This is a genomic window from Falsiroseomonas sp. E2-1-a20 (genome assembly GCF_051433195.1).
In the GTDB taxonomy this organism is placed as follows: domain Bacteria; phylum Pseudomonadota; class Alphaproteobacteria; order Acetobacterales; family Acetobacteraceae; genus Falsiroseomonas.
The window spans coordinates 306,013-329,684 of the sequence record NZ_JBHMFT010000001.1 but is presented as its reverse complement, the minus strand read 5'-3'; the positions used below and the strand labels follow the sequence as shown (position 1 = coordinate 329,684).

Genomic DNA, 23,672 nt, shown 5'->3' with positions numbered 1-23,672 from the left:
GACGATGAACGAATGGACGATGCATGCCTGGCAGGGCACCCCCGAGGCCGCTGCGGCGGCGCTACGCACCCTTGGCTGGTTCGGGCCGGATGAGGCGCCGGCGGCGCTGCCGGACCCCCGCATCGGCGGCTTCCTGCCCGCAGCCGGCACCGCGATGCGCAGCTTCGACGGCGTCGCCTACGTCGGCGTGGCCGCCAACGCCGCCATTGAGGCGCCGCCCGGCCTTTCGCCTGCTGGCCCAGAATTGTTCCGTGCCCTGCTCGGAAGCTTCTGACCCTATCTGCGGAGGATCCCCCGGATGACCGACCTGACCGACCACGCCAAGAACCTGCTGGCCCGCGCCCTGTGTGCCCGGCTGCCGACGCTGCCGACCGCCGTCTTCGCCGCGCTCGGCACCGGCGGCAGCGATGCGACGGGCCTGACGGGTGAGCCCGCCGGCACCGGCTATGCCCGCCAGCGTGCCACCTTCACGGGCACCGGCATGCAGCGCAACGTGGACGCGATCCGCTTCACCTTCACCGGCGCGGCGGGCACGATGACGCATATCGGGCTGTTCGATGCCGTGACCGGCGGCAACCCGCTGACCTGGTCGACGCTGCAGGCGCCGCTCACGGTTGCGGGGCCGGGGGTCGCGATCTTCACCGGAAATGCCTTGACGGTCACGCCGGAATAACGACCGACCGGGATCAGGTCCGCGTGCTGCCAAGGCAGGCCCGACTGCCGGCAGCACGCGAGAAGCTTAAGAAAATTTGTTATTAAGTAACTTGATTACGCCTAGGATAATTTATACCGTCCGGCATCGGAGATGGAGCCGGCCCGTCATGACCCTCACGCCCCGCGACCCGCTGTTCGCCGACCAATGGTACCTGCGGAATACCGGACAATCCGGTGGCACGCCCGGCATGGACATTCGGATCGATGGGGCCTGGCGCGACTATTCCGGGCAGGGCGTGCGCATCGTGGTCATCGACGACGGCGTCTTCCACCTGCACCCCGACCTCGCCGCGAACTACGAAACCGTGGCCGACTTCAACTTCGTGTCCGGCCTGGGCGATGCGACGCCGCGCCTCGGCACCTACTCGCACGGCACGCAGGTCGCAGGCTTCCTCGGTGCCGCCCTGGATGGCGTGGGCCTCGTCGGCGTCGCCCACGGCGCCCGCTTCACCGCCTACAACATTGCCGATGCGGATGGCGACTACGTGACGATCCCGCAGGGCCTGAACGCGGCGATCGGCTTCGACATCACCAACAACAGCTACGGCAACGAGGTTTTCGCCGTGCCTGACAACGGTCTCGATGCGCTGGCACCGGGCGTGACGCTCGGGCGCGGCGGCCTCGGCACCGTGCATGTCTTTGCCGCGGGCAACGAGCGTTCGCTGGTGGTGCTGGCAACGCACGGCGATGCGCAGAATTCGCCCTACCAGATCACCGTCGCCGCCACCGACCATGATGGCCGCATCGCCGCCTTCTCCAGCCCCGGGGCCAATGTCTTCGTCGCGGCCCCAGGCGCGCGCGTACTCGGGGTCGATGGGCTGGAGACGCATGGCTACGGCCTGACCGATGGCACATCCTTCGCCACGCCGATCGTCTCCGGCGTCGCGGCCCTGGTGCTGCAGGCCAATCCCGGGCTCGGCTACCGGGACGTCTTCGATATCCTCGGGCTGTCGGCCTACGACACCCACGGCGCACCGCTGACGATCGAGGACGTCTACCGCGACATCCTCGGCACGCCCACGATCCCGGGCCAGGTGCCGGACCCGCAGCGGCAGGCGATCGAGGCGGCGGCGCTGCGTGTCACCACCTACCCCTGGACGGTGGTGACCAATGGCGCCACGGACTGGAACGGCGGCGGGCTGACCGTCAGCCACGATTTCGGCCTGGGCCAGGTCGATGCACGCGCCGCGGTGCGCCTGGCGGAAACCTGGAATGCCGCCCCACGCACCACCGCGAACCTGGCAATCGCCCAGGCCGGTCGCGATGCCCCCGAGGCGATTCCCGATGCCGATCCGAACGGCATCAGCCAGAGCGTGACCATCGAGACCGACATCCGGGTCGAGGCCGCGGTGGTGGAGGTGAACCTGCCGCACGGCGCCATCGGCGACCTGCAGATCCGCCTGGTTTCGCCACACGGCACGGTCAGTTACCTGATCCACAACCCGGACTACGAAATCTACAACCAGCTCCGGCCGAACAGCGCCGTGCCGCAGACCGAGCTGGACAAGGGCACCTTCGTGTCCGGCGGCAACACGGCTTCGCTGATGAGCACCCAGGTCTATGGCGAAAGCTCACTCGGCACCTGGACGCTGCAGGTGGTCGATACCAGGGCCGGGACGGTCGGCACGCTGGAGGGCTGGAACCTGACGCTGGCCGGCGCGGCCGCAAGCGCCGATGACCGCTACGTCTATACCAGCCAGTACGCGGAACTCGTCGCGCTGGACCCGGCGCGCGGCGTGCTGGCCGATACGGATGGCGGGACGGACACCATCAATGCCGCCGCCGTCCTGGGCCCGGTCCACGTGGATCTTGCCCCCGGCGCCGAGGGCAGCATCGGCGGTGCCAGCTTCCGCATCGACGGGGGAACCACGATCGAGAACCTCACCACCGGCGACGGCAACGACCGGCTGTTCGGCAACGACGCCGCCAACCACCTGCATGGCGGTCGTGGCAACGACCTGCTGGCAGGCCGCGGCGGGGACGACCTGCTGGATGGCGGCGTGGGACTGGATGCCGCCCTGTATGAAGGCAGCCGCTCCGCCCACGCGATCCTGGAGCAGGCCGATGGCAGCGTGATCCTCACCGGCACCGGTACCGATGTGCTGCGAAGCATCGAGGTGCTGGTTTTCGAGGACGGCAACACCGCCGCGCGGCGCCCGGTCGGCGTCGGCCCGGACGGCTTCGATGCCGGTTTCTACCTGTCGCAGAACGCCGATGTCAGCGCTGCAGGGTTCAATCTGGACACGGCGCGGCTGCACTACATGGCGCATGGTGGCCTGGAGGGGCGTGCCCCCAACGCCTTCTTCGACGGCGGCTGGTACCTCGGCACCTATGCCGACGTCGCGTCGGCGGGCATGAACCCGCTGCACCACTTCACCCGATATGGCCACCTGGAGGACCGCGACAGCTCCGGCTTCTTCGACAGTTCGCGCTACCTGGCCGCCAATTCCGACGTCGCGGCGGAGGGGATGAACCCGCTGGATCATTTCCTGCGCTACGGCGTCGCGGAAGGCCGCATGGCCTATTCGGTCGCCGAGTTGATCGGCTGACCAACGGAACGCGCGCGGCGCAGGCCGCGCGCCACTGGGGCGGGACGGTTCGGCGGGCGGATGGGCGGGATGCGGTGGTGCTGCTGGACAGGATTGAACTGTCGACCTCTCCCTTACCAAGGGAGTGCTCTACCACTGAGCTACAGCAGCGGACCGGTGTGCAGGCCGAGCCGTTCCTAGCCGCCGACGGGCGGGCGCGCAACCCCCACCCGTGATGCCCTTGCGGCCTGGCGCCCCTGGGGCACACTGGCGCATCACCGCACAGCAGGCCTCCCATGCCCCAGATCCCGCTCCGATGAGCATCCTTGTCACCGGCGCCGCCGGTTTCGTCGGCCTCGCCACCATCGAACACCTGCTGCGCCGTGGCGATGCCGTCCTCGCGGCGGATCTGGAGGCATTGCCCGAGCCGGCGCTGCGCGCCTTCGCCGCCCTGCCCGGCCAGTTGCAGACCGCGCGGCTCGATGTCACCGATGCCGCGGCCTTCGCCGCGCTGGTGGCGCAGCACCGGCCGCGCGCCATCCTGCACCTGGCGGCGCTGACCCCGCTCGGCCGCGTGCCCACGGCGCTGGCCATCCGCACCGCGCAGGTGAACATCCTCGGCCCGCTGCACGCGGTGGCGGCGGCGGAGGCGGCCGGTACCGGCTTCCTGGTGCTGGCTTCCTCCGGCGCCGTGTTCGGCGGCGCGGGGCGCGATGCGGCGCGGCTGGATGCGACCATCCGCCCGGACCCGCGCAGCGCCTATGGCGTCGCCAAGTTCGCCGGAGAAAGGCTGGGGCTGCTGGCCGGGCTCGAAGCCGGCGTGGCCGTCGCCGCCGTGCGCCTTTCCACCGTCTTCGGCCGCTGGGAACGCGCGACGCCCGCCCGCCCGGTGGCCTCCCCCATCATGCGGATCACGGAGGCGGCGCTGCGTGGCGCGACGGTGGTGGTCGCCGATGAGAAGCCGCGCGACTGGGTCTATTCCGCCGACGTGGCCGCGGGCCTCGCCAGCGTGCTGGACCACGGCCGGGCCGTCGCCGCCCCGGTGCACCTGACACCGACCGGCGGCCTCTGGTCGATGCGCGACTGGTGCGGCGCGCTCGCCACGCGGCTGCCCGGCCTCGCCTGGCGGCACGATCCGGCCGATCCGCGCGCCGAGCCGCTGCCGAACGACCGTGCGCCGCTGGATCCGGAGGCGCTGGCCACGCTGACCGGCTTCCGCGCCGGCTTCGGGATGGAGGCGGCGCTGGACGACTACCTGGCGTGGCGCCGCGCCGTGCCGACGGCGGCCTGAAGCCGCCTCAGCCCGGGTTGCGACCCGGCCCGTCGCCGGCCACCGAGCGCGATCCTGCCGGCAGCACCCGCACCGGCTCCGGCGGCCGGTTGATCCAGACCGGGCCGGGCGGCAGGCCGGGCACCTGTGCCGCACCCTGCCGCGCCGCATCGATGCGACGCGCCACGGCCGCGAAGCCGGGCGTATAGGCGCTGTAGTCCGTGGCGGGCGCCGCATCATCCACGGCGAGTTCGGGCAATGTCCCGTGGCGGGCCGAACCCGGCCACACCGCCATCACCCGCCGCGCATAGGGAATGCCGAGCGTCGGCGTCATCGAATGATAGCCGGCGGCGGCGAGCGGCCAGCTTCCCGTGGCCCGGCGCAGCGAATTCAGGAATCGCGCGGCGTAAGCGGTGTTGGTCGCCGGGTCGAAGGCCTCCTCCAGCGAGGCAAAGGCGGCCGGGTGGTGCAGCAGGTTCACCTGCGCGCAGCCGACATCGATGGAGCGGATGCCGCTGGCCAGGAAGCCCTGCACCGCCGCGATCGCAGCTTCCTTCGTCTCGAAATAATGCCCGGCGCCGGCGGCGTTGATCGCCCAGGGCCAGGGCACCGAGCGGCCCGTCTCCGGGTCCCGCCGTCCGCTTTCGACATGGGCGATGCTGCGCAGAAGATGTGCCGGCAGTCGCCCCTCCCGCTCCGCCGTCGCGATCGCGGGCAGGCAGAGTTCGCCGGCCGGCGGCTGGGCCGCCGCAACCCCGGGCACCATGACGCAGGCGAAGCCGATGAGGGCGCGCAATTTCAAGATCCGTCTCCCGCTGCCTGGGACGCTGCTAGGGCAAGCGGGATGGGGGCGGCCAATCAACACGTCGCCGAAGCAAACCCTGGTGCAAATCCTGGCGGAGAAGTGAGGCTCAGCGGCGCAGCCGCAGCATGGCGACGCAGCCCAGCGCCGGCCCGATCGCCAGCACCGCGAAGGCGCCGCCCCAGCCGGCGCGCGCGACCAGCACCGGCATCAGGTGGATGGTCACCAGCGTCAGCGCGAAGCCGAGGCTGGTCTGCACCGTCAGCATCGTCCCGGTCAGGCCAGGCTCCGACTGCTCCGCCACGCTGGCCGAGAACTGTGCCGAATCGGCCACCACCGCGACGCCCCAGACCAGGCACAGCAGCGTCACCCACGCCGGATGCAGCCCGAAGGCCGGCCCCGCCAGCAGGCAGCAGGCGCCGGAGACCGCCATCGCGGCCACCGTCACCCGCACCCGCCCGATCCGGTCCGCCACCAGCCCCGCCGCCACGGAGCCCAGCGCGCCCACCGCGATCACGGCGAAGGTCGTCAGCGACGCCTCGCCCGCGGAGGCGGGCCCACCGCGCCAGGCCGCGAAGCTGGCGGCCAGGAACAGCCCGACCCAGCTCCACATGGCGTAGAGTTCCCACATGTGGCCGAGGTAGCCGAGCGTCGCGAGCCTGGTGCCGCGGTTGCGCCACAGCTCCAGCGCGGCGGCGGCGCGGAAGGGTGGCGCCGGCGCATGGCGCGGGCCGAGCCGCACCAGCCCCATCAGCGCCGCCCCGGCCAGCGCCGCGCCGCTCGCGCTGGCCAGCACCAGCCGCCACTCCACCCCGCCCAGCGCGTTGACCAGATGCGGCGAGGCCGAGCCCAGCACCAGCCCGCCGACCAGCAGCCCCACCACCAGCCCCATGTCGCCGCGATCCGCCCAGCCGGCGGCCAGCTTCATGCCGACGGGATAGACCCCGGCCAGCGCCGTGCCGGTGACGAAGCGGGCCACGACCGCAGCCTCCCCGCCCACCGGCAGGACCAGGATCAGCGCGTTGGCGCCGGCACCCAGCACCGCCGCGGCCGCGAAGACACGGCGCGGGTCGTAGCGATCCGGCAGCGCCAGTGCCGCGCTGGCCAGCGTGCCGCAGACGAAGCCGGCCTGCACCGCGCTGGTCAGCAGCGCCTGGAAGCCGGCGCCGATCCCGCCCGCCTCCGCCAGCATCCCCGGCCCCGCCGCCGTCCCGGAAAACCAGATCGACAGCGCCAGCACCTGCGCCAGCGTGATGACGGCCAGGTTGCGCCACTTCCCCGGCACGCGCCTCACCCCCAGCGGTGCCGCGCCGCGGCGTGATCCCCCGGCAGGCGCGGCCCGGCGCCGAACAGCTTCTCCCGGTACGTGCCGGGCGCGTAGCCGGTCTTGTACAGGCCGCGTTCCTGCAGCACCGGGATCACCAGCTCGATGAAGGCCTCCAGTCCTTCCGGCATCACGGTGCGCGACAGGTTGAAGCCATCCACATCCGCCGTCCGCATCCAGGATTGCAGCGCATCCGCCACCTGCACCGGATCGCCGACGATGGGCGGCTGGCGGCTGCCGAGCACCGACTGCTCCAGCAGCTTTCTCTTCGTCCAGTTCGGCCCCGCCACCTTCGCCATCGCCGCGACGTTGGACTGGATCGCCTGGCCCGGCCCCGCCGTCACCGGCTCGTCCATGCCAAACCGGGAAAAGTCGATGCCGAGGGAGGCCGACGCGTGCGCCAGCGTCGCCTCCGCATTGGCGTGCGCGGCGTAATCCGCCAGCAGGTCGCGCGCCTCGGCCTCCGTCCGCCCCACCACCACCGTGGCGCCGACGAAGACCAGGATGCGCCGGGGCGCCGCCGCCGCGCGCAACTGCGCCACCAGCTTCGCCACCACCGCCGGGTTGCTGCCATTCACGAAGACGCATTCCGCATGCTGCCCCGCGAAGGCCCGGCCACGCTCGCTGGCGCCGGCCTGGTACAGCACCGGCGTGCGCTGCGGGGAGGGCTCCACCAGGTGCACCGCATCGATCCGGTGCTGCTTGCCCTGGTGCAGGATGCGACGCACGCGGGAAGGCTCGGTGTAGACGCCGCCGGCCGCATCGCGCCGCACCGCGTCATCCGCCCAGCTTCCCTCCCACAGCGCGTAGACGGCGGCCATGTATTCATCCGCCAGGTCGTAGCGGTCGTCGTGGCGCATCTGCTCGGCATAGCCCAGCGCCCGCGCCGCGCTGTCGAGGTAGCCGGTGACGATGTTCCAGCCGATGCGGCCCTGCGTCAGGTGATCCAGCGTGCTCATCCGCCGCGCGAACAGGTAGGGCGGCTCATACGCCGTGTTGCAGGTGACGCCGAAGCCGAGATGCGTGGTGGCCGCCGCCATGGCCGGGATGGTCATCAGCGGGTCGAGCAGCGGCACCTGCACGCCACCGCGCAGCGCCGCATCCGGGCTGCCGCCCTGCACGTCATAGACGCCCAGCACATCGGCCAGGAACAGGCCGTCGAACAGCCCGCGCTCCAGCAACCGCGCGAGGTCCATCCAGTGGTCCAGCCGCGCATAGCCCCGGCTGTTGTCGCGCGGATGCGTCCACATCCCCTGCTGGATGTGGCCGGGGGTCGCCATGTCGAAGGCGTTGAGGCGCATCATCGCCGGGTTGCCTCTATCATCCACATGCCGCTTCCTCCGTTGTACCGGCGCAGCCTCGCAGGCCCGTGCCGAAAGGGGAACCTGCCGCCATGCGCCGCCTGATCCGCCTTACCCTGCTGCTGCTGGTGGTGACGCCGCTGGCCCTGATCCTGCTGTTCCGGTTCGTGCCGCCGCCGGTGACGCCGCTGATGCTGATCCGCGCCGTGCAGGGCCAGGGCATCGACCGCGACTGGGTGGACTATTCCCGCATCGCCCCGGCCCTGGCCCATTCGGTCATCGCCGCCGAGGACAACCTGTTCTGCCGCCAGGCGCTGGGCTTCGATTTCGGCGCGCTGCGCGAGCAGTTCGAAGCCTGGCAGGATGGCGAAACCCCGCGCGGCGCCAGCACCATCACCATGCAGACCGCCAAGAACCTGCTGCTGTGGCCCGGCCGCGACCCCATCCGCAAGGTGATCGAGGCCTGGCTGACGCCGCAGATCGCCCTGCTGTGGCCGCGCCGGCGGGTGCTCGAGGTCTACCTCAACATCGTCGAATTCGGCCCCGGCATCTACGGCGCCGAGGCCGCCGCCCGCGCCCATTTCGGCAAGCCGGCGGCCGCGCTGACGGGGCGGGAGGCGGCGCTGCTGGCCGCGGTGCTGCCCAGCCCGCTGACGCGCGATGCCGGCGCGCCGACGCCCTGGCTGGCGCAGCGCGCCGCCGCCATCCAGCGCCGCGTCGCACAACTCGGCCCGCTGCTGTCCTGCACGAACTGAAAGCGAGGCTCGGCGCGGCGTGGCGCGCTTGCCGGGCCGGCGCGCGCATGCCTAGTCTCCGCGCCATGCCAGCCGCCTCCCCACGGCAGGCCCAACATCCGGTCGCAGAATCCGGTACGGCATCAAGGGAGCATGGCCATGAGGGCACCTCGGCGCAGCCTGCTGTTGGCAGGAATTGCGGCATCGCTGGCCGCCCCGCGCATCGCCGCCGCACAGGGCGGATGGCCCGGGGAGCGTCCGATCCAGATCATCGTGCCCTTCCCGCCCGGCGGCGGCACCGACATCAACCTGCGCGCCATGACCAGCCACTTCCAGCGCCACCTGCCCGGCTCGCGCTTCGTCATCAACAATCGCGGCGGCGCCGGCGGCGAGATCGGCTACACCGCCATGGCGACCGCGCCGCCGGATGGATACACCATCGGCACCGTCATCACGCCCAGCCTGCAGACCATCACCATCGAGCGCCAGCCGCGCTACACGCTGGACGACTTCGCCTATCTCGGCACCATCGTGGAGGACCCCGGCGGGCTGCATGTGGCGGCCGACAGCCCGCTGCGCAGCGTGGCGGATCTCGTGGCCCACGCCCGTGCCAATCCGGGCGCCGTCGCGGTCGGCACCGCCGGCATCGGCTCCGACGACCACCTGCTGATGATCGGTCTGGCGCGTGCCGCCGACATCCGGCTGAACCACATCCCCTACGCCGGCCAGGCGCCCACCGTCACGGCGCTGATCGCGGGCCACATCCAGGTGGCCTCGATGAACATGGGCGAAAGTGTCGGCCTGATCCGCGATGGCCGCGTGCGCCCGCTGGCCTCCGCCGGTCCGCAGCGTTTCAGCATGACGCCGGAGGTGCCGACCTTCCGCGAATCCGGCTTCCCACTGGATACCGGCGTGGTGCGCAGCCTGGTCGCGCCCGCCGCCACGCCGGAGCCGATCCTGCGGCGGCTGGAGCAGACCATCGCCGCCACGATGCGCGATCCCGCCTGGATTGCGGAAGCCGAAAAACTGTTCATCCCGCTGCAATACCGCACGCCGCGGGAAACCCGCGACATCGTCTTCCGCGAAGCCGATGCGCTGCGCGGCGTCTGGCGGCAGCAGCCGTGGCGGGATTCCTAGATGCCGAAATACATCGACCTCTCGACGCCGGTCCGCACCGGGCATTTCCGCTGGGCGGTGGAACGCCGCCTGGCCAAGTCGCATGACGCCGGCGCCGGCCAGGCGACCTGGGCCGGCTGGAACGTGCACGCCTTCACCCACATGGACAGCCCGCGCCACGTCGACCCCAAGGGCTTCACCACGGATGCGATCACCCTCGACATGACGGTCGGTGCCGGCGCGGTGCTCGACGTCTCCGACGTGCCGGCGGATGCGCCGATCGCGGTCGAACGCCTGGCCGCCGCCGGCGCGCATCTGCGGCGCGGCGACTTCGCGCTGATCCGCACGCGCTGGGACGAGCGCGCCAGCCTCGATTCGCCGGATTTCTGGCTCAAGGCGCCGTGGATGACGGCGGAGGGTTCGGTCTGGCTGCGCGATCGCGGCATCAAGGCAGTGGGCTTCGACTTCCCGCAGGACCACTGCATCCGCAACTTCCTGACCGGCGCACCGCGCCCGCCCCTGCCCGAGCACGTGACGCATTTTCATCTGTTGGCGCGCGGCGTCATCATGTTCGAATACCTCTGCAACATGGGCGCGCTGACGCAGGCGCGGAACCAGGTGGTGGGGCTGCCGATCCGGCTTCCGGAGTCGGATGGTGCGCCGGCCCGCGTCATCGCCATCGAGGATGCGGCGTGAGCCTGCAGGGCCGCACCGCGCTGGTCACCGGCGGCGGGTCCGGCATCGGTGCCGGCATCGCGATGCGCCTGGCGCGGGATGGCGCGCCGGTGCTGGTGGCCGACCTCGATGGCGACGCCGCGACGCGCGTGGCGGCGGAGATCGCCGGCCAGGGCGGCCAGGCCCTGGCCTTCCGCATGGATGCCGCGGAGCCTGCCGAGGCCGCCGCCGCCGTCGCCGCCGCGGAGGCGCGCTTCGGCACGCTGCGCATCGCCGTCTGCAACGCCGGCATCACGGACCGCGTGCCGGTGCTGGAGATGCCGGTCGATTCCTTCATGAAGGTGATCCGCACCAACCTCGTCGGCTGCTTCGTCACCGCCCAGGCCGCCGCCCGCGCCATGGCGCTCGGCGGCGAGGGGCGCATCGTCACCATCTCCTCCGTCTCCGGCCAGTTTGGCGGCACCGGCCGCGCCGCCTATGGCGCCAGCAAGGGCGGGATCGAGACATTGACGAAAGTGCTGGCGGTGGAACTCGCCCCGCTCGGCATCCTGGTGAACGGCGTGGCGCCCGGCCCGACGCAGATCGCGCGTACCGCGCACGGCCCGCGCCAGCGCGCCGCCTTCCTCGATCGCATGGCGCTGAAGCGCTACGCGACGCCGACCGAGATCGCCGCCGCCGTCGCCTTCCTGTGCGGCGACGAATGCGGCTTCATCGCCGGCCATATCCTCAACGTCGATGGCGGCTTCGCGGCCGCGGGCGTGATGTACGACCCCAACGAGGGCGCATGAACATGGGAGACGAATCATGATGGGCACCACACGACGCGGCCTGCTGTCGCTGGCCCTGCTCGCAGGCCTCGCGCCGATGCAGCAGGCCGGCGCGCAGGACGCCTTCCCCAGCCGCCCCGTGCAGCTCGTCGTGCCCTACCCGCCCGGCGGCAACACGGATTTGATGGCGCGCGCGCTGCAGACGGAACTGACACGGGCGCTCGGGCAGACCGTCGTCATCGTCAACCGCGGCGGCGCCGCCGGCACCATCGGCGATGCGCAGGTCGCCCGTGCGGCGCCGGATGGCTACACCATCGGCATGTCGCCGAACAATCCGCTGACGGCGCAGCCGCACTTGATGTCGCTGACCTACAATCTCGACAGCTTCCGCTTCCTCTGCCTGGTCTATGACAACCCGCAGGTGCTGGTGCTCGGCCGCAATGCGCCGTTCCGCGACTTCGCCGGCATGGTGGCCCATGCGCGCTCGGCGAAGGAGGCGCTGGTGTTCGGCTCGCCCGGCCAGGGCAGCACGCAGCACATCCTGATGGCGGCGCTGCTGAAGGCGCTGGGGGTGGAGGGGCTGCACGTGCCCTTCACCGGCGCCGGGCCGATGTCGCAGGCAGCCCTCGGCGGGCAGATCCAGGTCTTCGTCGAAAGCGCCTCCATCCCCGCCGCCACCGGCCTGCCGGTGCTCGCGACCTTCAGCAAGGACCGGATGCCGAACCTGCCGCAGACGCCGACGCTGACCGAACTCGGCCACGCCATCGAGGGCAGTTCGGCCGGCGGCCTCATCGGCCCGGCTGGGATGCCGGATGCCGCCGCCGCCACCATCCAGCGCGCCTGCGCCACGGCGGTGGCCAGCGACAGCTTCCGGCAGGCGGCGGAGCGGCTGAACTCCGTGCCGCGCTACCTGCCGGGCGAGGGCTTCCGCGCCCGCTTCCAGGCCGAGAGCGACATGAACCGCACGGTGCTGCGCGACCTGGGGCTTGCGCAGTAGAGGTTCAGCGCAGCGTCGCGATCGTCTTCCGCGCGATCAGCGCCTCGTCCAGCACATGGCCGAGGCCGGGGCGCATCGGCGCATGCACAAGGCCGTTGGCATCCACGGTGATGTCTTCGGCCAGGCCGTATTTCTGCGCGGCATCCGGCAGCAGCACCTCGAAGTAGTCGGTGTTGCGGATTGCCATGATGACATGCAGGTTCGCCACGTTGTTCAGCGAATTGCCGCCGTGGTGGACCTCCAGGTTCATGCGGAAGGATTCCGCCAGGTGCGCGGCCTTCACCAGCGTGGTGATGCCGCCCTTCACCGCGACGTCGCCGCGCAGGTAGTCCGTCGCCTGCGCCATGATCCAGGGCGCGTAGCCATCGAGCCCCGTCACCGGGTACTCCGTCGCCATGATCGGGATGTGCAGCTTCTGCTTCAGCTTCACGTAGTTGTAGATGTCCTGGTCGGACAGCGGATCCTCATACCAGAGGTAGCCCATCTCCTGCACCGCCAGGCCGACGCGCACCGCGGTCGGGAAATCGTAGCTCCAGGTGCTGTCGAGCGCGAGGATGTAGTCATCGCCGACCGCGCGGCGCACCGCCTCGCACACCGCGATATCCTCCCGCAGCCGCGCCGGCGGGTGGATCTTGTAGGCGGCCCAGTTCGCCGCCTGGAAGGACAGCGCCTCCTCCGCATAGGCCTCCGGCGAGGTCATCACGGCGGAGGACGCATAGGCCGGGATGCTCTCCCGGAAGGTGCCGAGCAGCCGGTGGATCGGCTGGCCGAACGCCTTGCCCGCCAGGTCCCACAGCGCGACGTCCACGGCGCCGATCGCCCGCACGCCGGCGCTGCGCTGGCGCCGCCAGATGTCGCGCACCAGCACTTCCCGCAGCAGCGGGTCGCGGCCCATCAGCACGGGCTTGAGATGCGTGATCAGCCCCTGCCCGTCCGTCGTCGCCGGGTTCATCGCGGAACCGAGGAGGGCCTGCCCCTCGATGCCCTCGTCGGTCATGATCCGCAGCAGGCCGAGCGACGAACTGCCCGAGAACTTGCCGGTGTGCCCGCCATAGATCGTCGGCGGGATGCCGTCCCAGGCGAACAGCGTCAGCGTGACGTCGGTGATCTTCATCAGGCGGTGATCCCCGCATTGCGGATCACCGGGCCCCAGACCTCGTGTTCCCGCGCCATCAGCGCCTTCATCTCCTCCGGCGTCTGCACCCAGGGCTCCGCGCCAAGCTGGCGGATACGCGCCTGGATCGCGGGTGCGGTGACGATGCCGCGGATCGCCGCAGCCAGGCGCGCCACGATCGGCGCCGGCGTCGCTCCCGTGGCGGCGAAGCCGAACCAGACATACATGCTGTAGTCCGGCACCCCGGCCTCCTGCATCGTCGGCACGTCGGGCAGCGCCGGGTCGCGTTCCGTCCCCGTCACCGCCAGGGCGCGCATGCGGCCGGCCTGGATGTGCTGCAGCACGTTCGGGATGTTGTCGAACATCATGCCGACGCTGCCGCCGAGCATGTCCGTCACGGCCGGGGCGCTGCCGCGATAAGGCACGTGGACGATGTCGATCCCCGCCCGCGCCTTGAACAGCTCCGCCGCCAGGTGCGGCGAGGAGCCGCTGCCGCTGCTGGCGTAATTCAGCGCGCCCGGCCGCGCCTTGGCGCGCGCGATCACCTCCGCCATGGAAGTGGCCGGCACCACCGCAGGGTTTACGACAAACACGTTGGCCAGCCGCGCGCTGACGCCGAGCGGCGCCAGGTCGCGTTGCGTGTTGTAGCCCAGGTTCGGGTAGATGAAGGTATTGAACACCAGGTTGGCGCTGTTGCAGACCAGGATGGTGTGGCCATCCGGCGGGCTCTGCACCACCACCTGCGAGCCTACCGTGCCGCCGGCGCCGGAGCGGTTTTCGACCACCCCCGGCTGCCCAACCGCGGCCTGCATCCCATCGCCCACCAGCCGGCCGAGCGAATCGTTGAAGGCGCCCGGCGGATACGGCACGACGATGCGGATCGGCCGTTCCGGCCAGTTTGCTTGCGCCCGTGCGACGTCAGGCACGGCGAGGCCGGCGGCGGTGGCGGCCAGCAGGTTGCGGCGGTTCATCATTCTTGGTTCCTCCCTGTCGATTTCAAACGAAGCCTGGCCCGGCGATGACCGGATGCGCGCGGATCAGCGCCTCATCCACCTCGACACCCCAGCCCGCACCCATTGGCGCGAAGACCATGCCATCCGCATCCGGCTCAATCCGGCACAACTCGTCCCGGAAGATGTTGCCCGGCGAGGCGTCGCCCTCGAACCAGCCGCCATTGTCGATGGCGGACAGCAGGTGCACGGTCGCCGCGTGGTTCAGCCCGCCGGTCGCGATGTGCGGGCAGACCGGGATCTTCCAGGCGCCGGCCATGTGAGCGATGCGCAGCACCTCGCTCGGCCCGCCGGCCTTCGACAGGTCCGGCTGGAAGATGCCGACGCTGCCATCCTCCAGCAGCCGGTGGAATTCGAAGCGGCCGTAGTGGTTCTCCCCCGCTGCCAGCGGCACGCCGCCCATCAACGGCTTCGCCTCGGCGTAGGAGCGGTGGTCATGCGCCGGGAACGGCTCCTCCAGCCATTCCGCGCCGCAGTCGCGCAGCGCATCGGCGGCGCGGCGCAGGTCGGCCAGGCCATAGGCGCAGTTGGCATCGACCATGATGGTGAGGTCCGGAAACGCCCGCCGCACCGCCTGCAGCCGCGGCACGTCCCGCCCCACGCCATCCCCGAAGCGCAGCTTCACCGCGCGCCAGTTCGCCGCCACCAGCGCCGCCACTTCCTCCACCAGCGTTTCCGCCGGCTGGAAGCCGAGCGACACGCCGCCGGCATAGGCGCGCACCGGCCGCCTCTCGCCGCCCATCAGCACATGGCACGGCGTGTTCCAGTACCGCCCGCGCGCATCCCACAGCGCCATGTCGATGCCGGACAGCGCGATCATCGTGCCCGCGCCCTGCCCATGGCTCGCCAGGTGCCGCGCATACACCGCGCCCCACGCATCCACCGGCGCCGCCGCACTCCGACACGCCAGGAAATGCGCCAGCGTGTTGTTGATGAGGTCCGCGATGCTGGTCGGGCCGCGGCCGTGATGCGCCTCCCCCCACCCCACCACGCCGCATTCCGTCTGGACCTTCACCAGCACGGTATCCCGCTTCACCGCCGCGCCGATGCCGTGCCGCACGATGCGGTCCTGCGGCATGGCGAAGGAGATCGGGAAGGCCTGCACGCTGCGGATGCGCAGATCGGCGACGGCATCCGGCGGCGCGCCGCCCGGCTGGTTCTGGACCATCTTCTCCCCCCGCCGCCGGGCGCCTTCAGGCGGCCCCCGTTGCGACGCTGGCCACTATCCGCCACCCCGCCCCGCCCAGCAACCTCGACAGCCGACGCCCCCGCCCGCACATACCAATCCTCCCCACGGCGAAAGACCCTGGATGCGCCTTTTCCTAATGATTGCGGCGGCGGCCCTCGCCGTGCTGCTGCTGGCGCTGTTCCTGTGGGCCTACGCCCCCGACAAGCCGCGCGCGGCCCTCGAGGCCCGCTACGCCGCCCCACCCTCCTCCTTCCTCGAGGTCGCCGGCGTCCGCCTCCACCTCCGCGACACCGGCCCCATCTCTACCAATTTGGGCGACGCCCCCGCCCTGATCCTGCTGCACGGCTTCGGCTCCAGCCTGCACGCCTGGGACGCCTGGGCACCCCGGCTGGAGCCGGATTTCCGCGTCATCCGCTTCGACATCCCCGGCTTCGGCCTGACCGGCGCCGATCCCTCCGGCGACTACACCGATGCCCGCACCATCGCCCTGATCGCCGCGCTGATGGACCGCCTCGGCCTGCCGCGCGCGCATCTGCTCGGCAGTTCCATGGGCGGCCGCTTCGCCTGGCGCTTCGCCGCCGCGCATCCCGACCGCGTCGCGAAACTGGTCCTCATGGCCCCCGACGGCTTCGCCAGCCCCGGCCGCGGCTACGACACGCCCGGCCGGGTGCCGCTGCTGATGCGCGTGCTGCCCTATGTCCTGCCCGAATCCCTGCTGCGCGCCAGCCTCGCCCCCGCCTATGGCGACCCGGCCGTCCTCACCCAGCCCCTGTTCGAGCGCTACCGCGACATGCTGCTGGCCCCCGGCGTGCGCCAGGCCATCCTGGACCGCACCGCCCAGCAGAGCCTCCCCCAGCCGGAGCCCATCCTCGCCCGCATCCAGGCCCCCACCCTGCTGCTGTGGGGCGAACGGGACGGCATGGTGCCGGTGACCAACGCCGCGGACTACCAGCGCGCCCTGGCCGACAGCCGCCTGGTGGTGCTGCCCGGACTCGGCCATGTGCCGATGGAGGAAGCCCCGGCGGCTTCCGTCGCCCCGGTGCGCGAATTCCTGCTGGCACCCTGAAAAGCCTCCGCCGGGCCCCGACATGCCGGCGTAACCTGAACCCTGGATGCGGCGAAACACGCGCGGGGTTATTCCCCTGCCCTCGCCCAAAAGGACCGCGCCGCTTGTCCCTCCTCAGCCCGACCCTGCCGCGCCGCCTGGCCCCCGAGAAGTTTCGGGACCCGCTGACCACCGCCAAGGGCGAGGCGCGCGCCAGCGTGGCGCCGGTGGGGCTGGAGACGCTGTGGTTCAACACCGGCACGCTGTGCAACATCACCTGCCGCGCCTGCTACATCGAGAGCAGCCCGCGCAACGACGCGCTGGTCTACATCTCCCTCTCCGAGGTTGCCGCCTTCCTGGACGAGGCGGCGCGGGACCGCCTGCCGTTGCGGGAGGTGGGGTTCACCGGCGGCGAGCCCTTCATGAACCCGGGCCTGCTGCCGATGCTGGCCGATGTGCTGTCCCGCCCCGGCGCGCTGCACGCGCTGGTGCTGACCAACGCCATGCGGCCGATGAAGCGCCACGCCGCCGGCCTGCTGGCGCTGCGCGACCGCTTCGGGACGGATCGCCTGACGCTGCGCGTCAGCCTCGACCACCACGATTCCCGCCACCATGATTTCGAGCGCGGCGCGGGCAGCTTCGCGACCACGCTGGAAGGCCTCGGCTGGCTGGCACGGGAGGGGTTTCGCGTGCACGTCGCCGGCCGCGCCGGCTTCGGCGGGGAGGATGAGGCGGCGATGCGCGAAGGCTTCGCCCGGGTCTTCGCCGAACATGACGTGCCGATCGACGCCGCGGACCCGGTGGCGCTGATGCTGTTCCCGGAGATGGATGCGGCGGTGGACGTACCGGAAATCACCACCGCCTGCTGGGGCATCCTGGGCAAGCGGCCGGAGGATCTGATGTGCGCCTCCTCCCGCATGGTGGTGAAGCGGCGGGATGCGGCGGCGCCGGCGGTGGTGGCCTGCACCCTGCTGCCCTACGACCCGCAATTCGAGTTGGGCGCGACCCTGGCGGAGGCGGCCCGCCCGGTGGCGCTGAACCACCCGCATTGCGCGAAGTTTTGTGTGCTGGGTGGGGCGAGCTGTTCGCGGTAAAGCGACCCAACAGGGCGCTGCTGTGTTGGCGTGTTCGCTAATCAGCGGTTCCCTGGACCATTTCCAAGGCATCGCGGTATAGAAAAGGGACCCAAAATTCAGGATCATCTTTCGTACCGCGCGCTTCGAAAAATCCAGCCGCGACTAATGCAGCAGCTTTGCTCGCAATTTCCTCTTTGGACACATTCCAAATCTTACCCAATGTATCCAGATTGTGCAGCGTTTTTTCTCTTTGCAGGGCCATAACGTAGAGTCGCAGTTCTGGGTACTCCGCGAGAAATGTTTGATTTAGACGGGTTTCCGAAACAGCTTTGAGTGCCACCTTGAAGATTGAGCGGTCAAACAAAACAGAGTCGGCAGAGAGCGCTTCGCCACGCTCAAGCCGGCGAATTTGCTCATCACGGATTTCGGTCATAAAATGGATCAGCTCTCGGGGAGCATTTCCTCCGGTCCCGTCTTTCGTTCTTCCAAGCATCCATTCGAAGGTATCAGGCTTATTCGGCCCAGAATCAATTTGTCGCGGGAATAATTTATAGAATATTTCACGTTGACGAATTAGGCTTTTGAGGACATGATTCGGATCCACGGCTAAGAGATCAATTACACATTGGTTGTTCAGCAAGCGCCGAACAGCGAGATTAAGCAGCGATTCATTGTCCCATCTGATGGTAACCGTCCGCGTGATGTGGCTTGCCTCTGCAAAACCCGCCTCTGTTATACGTCGCCAAATATCACTTCGCACAAAAATCTTAAGTGCGATATTATTCAATCCCTTAATATCATTATAAGCCCTAAACAGCGCGCGCAGAGCGTTCTTCTCTAATTCTCGAGTTTCTTCGAAAGCGACATCAAGCCGGTCGAAAAGAACCCAGCAATTCAGTCCTAGTTCAGCGAACGCCTTGTCCGCCTCCTCAAGTGCGTCGTCTGGAGAAAAATCATCAAGCTCCAACTCTTGTTTAGCCGGAGGTGATGGGCTGTATTCAGCAGTTCGACTTGGAACAATCATCCCCGAGTTTGGGTCGACTGCAGCCGTCCACGTTACTGTTTTTGGCGTACGAAAAAGCCGTTGGGCCAGCTCACGCGCGGCCTTGAAGAGGCGCGCGAGCCCTCCCCCCGGCGGGAGAAGCTCGATTGCAACAAGCTTGTCCACAAATTTTTGAGCAATATCGCCTCTTTTATCTGCTTCTTGCAACGCCTTGCCCAGCAGACATACTAAGTAAATTTTCCAAAGCGTGATGAACTCTCGCTCAGAGGCCGGCGGATCGAATGCGATATTTCTAAAGACAGTCGCACCCCGCGGACTTTCCGCCGTAACGGTGATAATCTTACCGGCGCGTAACTCTTTTTCAGCGTTGCCTAAAAGTGTGTAAATGGCGCTTTTCCCGGCTCCTTTTGCGCCGTAAACAACATCAATTCTGCCGTTCAGCATCCTTTTCCACTGATCAGTCTCCACAAAATACTTTATGAGCGCGCCTGCTTCTTCTTCAGCCGTTCGGGCACCAAGTTCAAGATTTCGCAGAACGACAAGCTTAGCGTTTTCGACCGCAGCAGCCTCAATATTCATTGCTACAAGCCTCAACTAGATTATCACGATTCTACACCGATTTAGAAACGATGTCATCATCGAATTGATTGCGCTGCACCATTAGCAGAGGCACACGGTACATTCGGGAGTGCCCTCGATTCGAACTCGATTGAGCACGATGCGCGCTTAAGAACCGATACTTCCGGGAGCGCCGTCCTGATTCCTCCGTCACTCAAACACCGCCACCGCCCTGATCGGACTCGCCGTCCCGCCCCTGATCTTCAGCGGAAACCCGATGAACCGGAACCGCCCCCGCCCCACCACCGCCTCCAGATTCGCCAGGCACTCCATATGCGTGATGCCCCGCTCCGCACACGCCATATGCGCCCGGAAATTCAACTCGCCTTCCGGTGCCGGGCTGATCGCCTCCACCCCGAACATCCCGATGCCCCGGTCCGCCAGCCAATGCACGCTCTCCGTCGCCAGCCCCGGGAAGTCGTGCAGGTAGCCGGGCGTGCCGAGCAGCCGCGCATTCACCGCCATGTGGATCAGCACCGTGTCGCCCGTTCGGATCTCCTGCCCCGATTCCGCCAGCGCCGCCTCCATCTCCGGCACCGTCACCGCATGGCGCAGCGGCACATGCGACAGGTCGAGGCATATGGCACTGGTGTAGAACTTCTCCAGCGGCACCTGGTCGATGCTGGCCGCCCCCGGCCGAGGGTCGAAATGCACCGGCGCGTCCACATGCGTCCCGGCATGGTCGCTCATCGCGAGCGACATCGCCTTGCTGCTGAAGGTGGTGGCGCCCGCCACCTTCTTCTCCGCATGGTCGTTCCACACCGTCAGCACCACCGGCGGGTGGCTGGGGTGGGTCTGGGTGCGGTGGAAAATCTCCCGCGACAGGTCGATGAGTTCCATGGCGTCCTACTCCTTGGGGGTCTGGCGGCGAGCTTCGGCGTGCAGCAGGCGGATGGCGGCGTCCAGCGCCTCCAGCGCCCCATCGGGCAGCGCGGCGCGGAAGGCGGCGTCGCGTTCGCGGGCGGCCTGCATCAGCCCGGCCTCCACCCGCGCGCCCTCCGCGGAAAGGCGCAGCGCCACCTCCCGCGCATCGGTGGCGCCGGCCGCGCGTTCCACCAGGCCGCGCGCCACCAGCGCCTTCACCGCCCGGCTGGCCTGCGCCTTGTCCAGGCCGGATTCGCGCGCCAGGTCGCGCAGCGTCAGCGGCGCGAAGCCGCCGAGCAGCGCCAGGATGCGCCATTCCATCAGGCTCACGCCGAAGTCGCGCCGGTAGCGCCGCGCGGCACCGCGGCTCAGCGCATTGGCCAGGCGGTGGATGCGGAAGGACAGCAGGTCCCGGATCGTCGCCGGCGGAGGGGATGACATCCGCCCGAGCTTCCAGGCCGCGCCCGGCGCCGTCAATCGGGCCGAACGTCGCCCCGGATTTGCCGCAAGCGGGTGGCAGGCTGCGCCCCATGTCCACCCAGTTCGCCACCCGCCCCGCCCCGCTGCTCGAAACCGTGCGCCCGGCGCTGTCCGTCGTCGTGCCCGCCTACAACGAGCAGGAGGTGCTGCCCGCCTTCCACGCCAGGCTGGTCCCGGTGATGGAGGCGATCGGCCTGCCGTGGGAGGTGGTGTATGTGAACGACGGCTCCCGCGACGGCACGCTGGCGCTGATGCTGGCGCTGCGCGCTGGCGATGCGCGGGTTTCGGTGGTGAACCTCAGCCGCAACTTCGGCAAGGAGATCGCGCTGACGGCCGGGCTGGACCATGCGGCGGCGGACCAGGCGGTGGTGGTGATCGACGCCGACCTGCAGGACCCGCCGGAGGTGATCCCGGACCTCGTCGCCGCCTGGCAGCAGGGCTTCGACGTCGCCTATGCGCGGCGGAGGGCGCGGGAGGGTGAGACCTGGCTGAAGAAGGCCAGCGCGGCCGCCTTCTACCGCGTGATGCAGCGCATCGGCGGCAAGGTGGACCTGCCGCCCGATACCGGCGATTTCCGGCTGATGAGCCGCCGCGCGCTGGATGCGCTGCTGGCGCTGCGCGAACAGCACCGCTTCATGAAGGGGCTGTTCGCCTGGGTCGGCTTCCCCTCCACGCCGGTGCTGTACGACCGCGCGCCGCGGGCGGCCGGCGAGACGAAGTGGAACTACTGGCGGCTGTGGAACCTGTCGCTGGAGGGCATCACCGCCTTCACCGTGGGTCCGCTGAAAATCGCCACCTATCTCGGGCTGCTGACCGCGGTCGTCGCGCTGGGCTACGGCATGCTGATCATCATCCGCACCATCCTGTACGGCAACCCGGTCGCCGGTTACCCCAGCCTGATGGCGGTGGTGCTGTTCCTCGGCGGCGTGCAGCTGATGACGCTGGGCATCATCGGCGAATACCTCGGCCGCATCTTCAACGAGACGAAGCGCCGGCCGCTCTACATCGTGGAACGCCACGTCCCGAGCGACGTGACCCATCAGCGGCAGGCGGTGACCTGACCAATCGGCCGGCAGCGCGCCGCGCCATCCGGCACCAGCGGCAGCAGGGTGTCCCGGACTGAGGGCAGGAACAGGCGCAACTCGCCCTCCGCCAGCGGCGCCGCCGCCACCTGGGCGTCGCGGCAGGCGGGCGGGGTTTTCCAGCGGGCGACATACATGGTGTTGGCGGGCACCGCGCGCTCGGAGGCCAGGGCCAGGACTTCGAGTTGCAGGGGGTGCACCTCCGCCGCCTCGGCTTCGGTGACGCAGGGCCAGCTTGGCAGCAGGGTCAGCCGACCCGCCGTCACCAGTTCCGCCCGCAGCGCCGGGGCCTCGATGGTCCAGGCCGGGCGCAGCGCCGCCCACTCCGCGATGGCGGCGCGCAGCGGCGTGGCATCGGCGAATTGCAGAAGGCCGGCGGCGAGGCACAGCACCGGATGCACCCGCGCCAGCAGCACCATGCCGCCGACCAGCAGCGCATAGGACACCGGCCAGAAGAAGCGACCGGAGGCGCGGAACTGCTCCAGCGTGCCCGGTGCCTCGCCGAGGTCCAGCACGATGCCCTCGCCGAAGCCGACCTTGTGGGAGACCGCCAGCGCCGTCAGCGCCAGCAGCACCACCGCGAGCCCGGCATGGCGGGACAGCCGGCGCCAGGCGAAGCCGGGCCGCAGCACCACGCCCACGACCAGCGCCGCCAGCAGGCCGAGCCCGAGCCAGTTGTAGCCCTCCCACCCGCCGAAGCCGGTGGCATCGAGCTGCGGCGACCAGGGCCAGCCGAACAGCAGCGACCCCGCCGGCCATACGGGCGAGAGCAGGTTCATGGCGTAGTTGCCATAGCCGGTGCCGCCGGCGGCGCCGAGGTAGCCGAACCCCGCCATCACGCCAACCACCGCCGCGAAGGCCGCGCCCACCGCCAGCGCCGGGCCGATGAACGCCTCGCCGCGCAGCAGCCGCGTCGCCGGCACCGCGCCGAGCAGCGCGAGGGTCATGGCGGCCAGGTAGGGGTGCACCAGCAGCGCGAGCACCTGCAGCACGCCGGCGCCGACCCACAGCGCGACGGATGGCCTGGTCACCAGCCGCAGGTAGACGCCGAGCCCGACCAGCAGCAGGAAATGCCCGCACAGCGCCGCATGGCCGAACCGCCCGATCCAGGCCGGCATGGAGGCGGCCGCCAGCGCGACGCCCAGCGCCGGCAGCCACCGCCGCTCCCCCGCGCTGCGCAGTGCGAAGACGGCGGCGATGGGCTGCGCCACCCAGGCCAGGCCGTAGAACAGGCCGACTCCGTGAAACCCCTCCGGCAGGAAGCCGCGCAGGGCCTTCAGCGCCAATGCCAGCAGCGGGATCGAATCGGCGAAGGCGGTATTCAGCCCGCCTTCCTGGGTGTTCAGGTTCAGCGCCAGGGTCGGCGGCCAGCGCCAGGCATCCTGCAGCAGGTAGCGCTGCGCCACCATGTGCTGCGCCGCATCCCCGGCCGGCCGCCAGTCCTGGCCCGCCACCGGAAACAGGAAGTCGCCCGGGAAGACCCAGGCCGCCAGCCCGACGCCCAGCAGCAGCGCCGCCAGATACGCGAGCGAGGCCTCGGCGCGACGGGTCAGCACCGGAATCCGAACGCAAAAGCGTGATCGGAAGGTCGCGGTTTTCCCATAAGGTCAATCGGTTGCATCACGGGTCCGCACTGGCCGGTCTGTCGAGGCGGCTGTGTAGGCGCCGCACCAAGGATGCGGCAAGCCGTCAGAGCGCCCAGGCCAGCCCGAGCCAGAACAGCGAGGAAAGCAGGACGGCCACAAGCATGCCACGGGCCGCGTTGCCCGGTGGCCGTTCCGCCTCCGCCCTGCTGCCGCGCCTGAAGGCGGGCTCCGGCGGCTCCACCAGGGTCGGCCGCTGTGGTGCGCGGCGTGCCGGGAGTCGCATGCCGCATCCTGTCACGGCTGGAGGCGCGGGTCGCTCCAAAACAATCTTTGGGAAAATATTTTACGCGGCCGGATCGGCCCGGCTCCGGCGCCAC

23 protein-coding genes and 1 tRNA gene are annotated in these 23,672 nt (G+C 69.8%); 12 read left to right on the top strand and 12 right to left on the bottom strand.

The features are described from left to right. Positions 1-4: 4 nt before the first annotated feature. From ACFHPP_RS01620 to ACFHPP_RS01610, 3 genes are all read left to right on the top strand, one after another. The gene (locus ACFHPP_RS01620; protein WP_437161511.1) at positions 5-274 is read left to right on the top strand and encodes a hypothetical protein; all 270 of its coding nucleotides are present in this window, start codon (positions 5-7) and stop codon (positions 272-274) included. A 24-nt stretch (positions 275-298) separates the two neighbouring features. Next, positions 299-673 (top strand): phage tail fiber protein, encoded by a 375-nt coding sequence (locus tag ACFHPP_RS01615; protein WP_437161510.1) that lies wholly within the window; start codon positions 299-301, stop codon positions 671-673. 148 nt (positions 674-821) lie between these two features. Continuing rightward, positions 822-3,263: a S8 family serine peptidase gene (locus tag ACFHPP_RS01610; RefSeq protein WP_437161509.1), complete on the top strand. Its 2,442-nt coding sequence runs from the start codon at positions 822-824 to the stop codon at positions 3,261-3,263. A gap of 75 nt (positions 3,264-3,338) precedes the next feature. Here ACFHPP_RS01610 and ACFHPP_RS01605 read toward each other — a convergent pair. Next, a tRNA-Thr gene (locus ACFHPP_RS01605) sits at positions 3,339-3,413 on the bottom strand. A gap of 145 nt (positions 3,414-3,558) precedes the next feature. On the opposite strand from ACFHPP_RS01605, the gene ACFHPP_RS01600 reads away from it, so the two are divergent. Then, positions 3,559-4,533: an NAD-dependent epimerase/dehydratase family protein gene (locus ACFHPP_RS01600; RefSeq protein WP_437161508.1), complete on the top strand. Its 975-nt coding sequence runs from the start codon at positions 3,559-3,561 to the stop codon at positions 4,531-4,533. 7 nt (positions 4,534-4,540) lie between these two features. Here the strand turns inward: ACFHPP_RS01600 and ACFHPP_RS01595 are convergent, their stop codons facing one another. The 3 genes from ACFHPP_RS01595 to ACFHPP_RS01585 all read right to left on the bottom strand — a co-directional run bounded on the left by ACFHPP_RS01595 (position 4,541) and on the right by ACFHPP_RS01585 (position 7,942). Then, entirely contained in the window at positions 4,541-5,314 is a 774-nt protein-coding gene (locus ACFHPP_RS01595) for a transglycosylase SLT domain-containing protein (RefSeq protein WP_437161507.1), read from the bottom strand. Positions 5,315-5,423: 109 nt separating this feature from the next. Beyond that, on the bottom strand, positions 5,424-6,599 hold the full coding sequence (locus ACFHPP_RS01590) for an MFS transporter (RefSeq protein WP_437161506.1): 1,176 nt from the start codon (positions 6,597-6,599) through the stop codon (positions 5,424-5,426). A gap of 5 nt (positions 6,600-6,604) precedes the next feature. Further along, positions 6,605-7,942 carry an LLM class flavin-dependent oxidoreductase gene (locus ACFHPP_RS01585; RefSeq protein WP_437161686.1) on the bottom strand — a complete coding sequence of 446 codons (1,338 nt, stop codon included), beginning with the start codon at positions 7,940-7,942 and terminating at the stop codon, positions 6,605-6,607. A gap of 89 nt (positions 7,943-8,031) precedes the next feature. Here ACFHPP_RS01585 and mtgA point away from each other — a divergent pair, with 89 nt between their 5' ends. From mtgA to ACFHPP_RS01560, 5 genes are all read left to right on the top strand, one after another. Next, on the top strand, positions 8,032-8,694 hold the full coding sequence (mtgA, locus tag ACFHPP_RS01580; RefSeq protein WP_437161505.1) for a monofunctional biosynthetic peptidoglycan transglycosylase: 663 nt from the start codon (positions 8,032-8,034) through the stop codon (positions 8,692-8,694). A gap of 138 nt (positions 8,695-8,832) precedes the next feature. Further along, positions 8,833-9,810 (top strand): Bug family tripartite tricarboxylate transporter substrate binding protein, encoded by a 978-nt coding sequence (locus ACFHPP_RS01575; RefSeq protein ID WP_437161504.1) that lies wholly within the window; start codon positions 8,833-8,835, stop codon positions 9,808-9,810. After that, complete coding sequence (locus ACFHPP_RS01570; RefSeq protein WP_437161503.1) at positions 9,811-10,485, top strand: cyclase family protein; 675 nt, start codon at positions 9,811-9,813, stop codon at positions 10,483-10,485. Continuing rightward, positions 10,482-11,252: an SDR family NAD(P)-dependent oxidoreductase gene (locus ACFHPP_RS01565; RefSeq protein WP_437161502.1), complete on the top strand. Its 771-nt coding sequence runs from the start codon at positions 10,482-10,484 to the stop codon at positions 11,250-11,252. The genes ACFHPP_RS01570 and ACFHPP_RS01565 overlap by 4 nt, the downstream gene beginning before the upstream one ends. Positions 11,253-11,268: 16 nt before the next feature. Continuing rightward, positions 11,269-12,228, top strand: coding sequence for a Bug family tripartite tricarboxylate transporter substrate binding protein (locus ACFHPP_RS01560; protein WP_437161501.1), 960 nt, complete (start codon positions 11,269-11,271; stop codon positions 12,226-12,228). 4 nt (positions 12,229-12,232) lie between these two features. Here the strand turns inward: ACFHPP_RS01560 and ACFHPP_RS01555 are convergent, their stop codons facing one another. From ACFHPP_RS01555 to ACFHPP_RS01545, 3 genes are read right to left on the bottom strand one after another with little or no spacing between them, the layout of a single operon-like run. Continuing rightward, on the bottom strand, positions 12,233-13,342 hold the full coding sequence (locus tag ACFHPP_RS01555) for an enolase C-terminal domain-like protein (RefSeq protein WP_437161500.1): 1,110 nt from the start codon (positions 13,340-13,342) through the stop codon (positions 12,233-12,235). Continuing rightward, positions 13,342-14,316, bottom strand: a complete 975-nt coding sequence (locus tag ACFHPP_RS01550; RefSeq protein WP_437161499.1) for a Bug family tripartite tricarboxylate transporter substrate binding protein — start codon at positions 14,314-14,316, stop codon at positions 13,342-13,344. The genes ACFHPP_RS01555 and ACFHPP_RS01550 overlap by 1 nt, the downstream gene beginning before the upstream one ends. Positions 14,317-14,338: 22 nt before the next feature. Next, positions 14,339-15,520: a mandelate racemase/muconate lactonizing enzyme family protein gene (locus tag ACFHPP_RS01545; RefSeq protein WP_437161498.1), complete on the bottom strand. Its 1,182-nt coding sequence runs from the start codon at positions 15,518-15,520 to the stop codon at positions 14,339-14,341. Positions 15,521-15,662: 142 nt separating this feature from the next. On the opposite strand from ACFHPP_RS01545, the gene ACFHPP_RS01540 reads away from it, so the two are divergent. Then, positions 15,663-16,607: an alpha/beta fold hydrolase gene (locus ACFHPP_RS01540; protein ID WP_437161497.1), complete on the top strand. Its 945-nt coding sequence runs from the start codon at positions 15,663-15,665 to the stop codon at positions 16,605-16,607. Positions 16,608-16,711: 104 nt separating this feature from the next. After that, complete coding sequence (locus ACFHPP_RS01535; protein WP_437161496.1) at positions 16,712-17,680, top strand: radical SAM protein; 969 nt, start codon at positions 16,712-16,714, stop codon at positions 17,678-17,680. A gap of 37 nt (positions 17,681-17,717) precedes the next feature. On the opposite strand, the gene ACFHPP_RS01530 is transcribed toward ACFHPP_RS01535, so the two are convergent. From ACFHPP_RS01530 to ACFHPP_RS01520, 3 genes are all read right to left on the bottom strand, one after another. After that, positions 17,718-19,244, bottom strand: a complete 1,527-nt coding sequence (locus ACFHPP_RS01530) for a P-loop ATPase, Sll1717 family (protein WP_437161495.1) — start codon at positions 19,242-19,244, stop codon at positions 17,718-17,720. Between the two features lie 189 nt (positions 19,245-19,433). Continuing rightward, positions 19,434-20,123, bottom strand: a complete 690-nt coding sequence (locus ACFHPP_RS01525; RefSeq protein ID WP_437161494.1) for a cyclase family protein — start codon at positions 20,121-20,123, stop codon at positions 19,434-19,436. Between the two features lie 6 nt (positions 20,124-20,129). After that, complete coding sequence (locus ACFHPP_RS01520) at positions 20,130-20,588, bottom strand: MarR family winged helix-turn-helix transcriptional regulator (protein WP_437161493.1); 459 nt, start codon at positions 20,586-20,588, stop codon at positions 20,130-20,132. Between the two features lie 89 nt (positions 20,589-20,677). Here ACFHPP_RS01520 and ACFHPP_RS01515 point away from each other — a divergent pair, with 89 nt between their 5' ends. Further along, positions 20,678-21,688 carry a glycosyltransferase family 2 protein gene (locus tag ACFHPP_RS01515; protein ID WP_437161492.1) on the top strand — a complete coding sequence of 337 codons (1,011 nt, stop codon included), beginning with the start codon at positions 20,678-20,680 and terminating at the stop codon, positions 21,686-21,688. Here ACFHPP_RS01515 and ACFHPP_RS01510 read toward each other — a convergent pair. Then, entirely contained in the window at positions 21,667-23,265 is a 1,599-nt protein-coding gene (locus ACFHPP_RS01510) for a DUF6311 domain-containing protein (RefSeq protein ID WP_437161491.1), read from the bottom strand. The two genes, ACFHPP_RS01515 and ACFHPP_RS01510, sit on opposite strands and share 22 nt — an antisense overlap. Positions 23,266-23,398: 133 nt before the next feature. Further along, entirely contained in the window at positions 23,399-23,578 is a 180-nt protein-coding gene (locus ACFHPP_RS01505; RefSeq protein ID WP_437161490.1) for a hypothetical protein, read from the bottom strand. Positions 23,579-23,672: the final 94 nt, after the last annotated feature.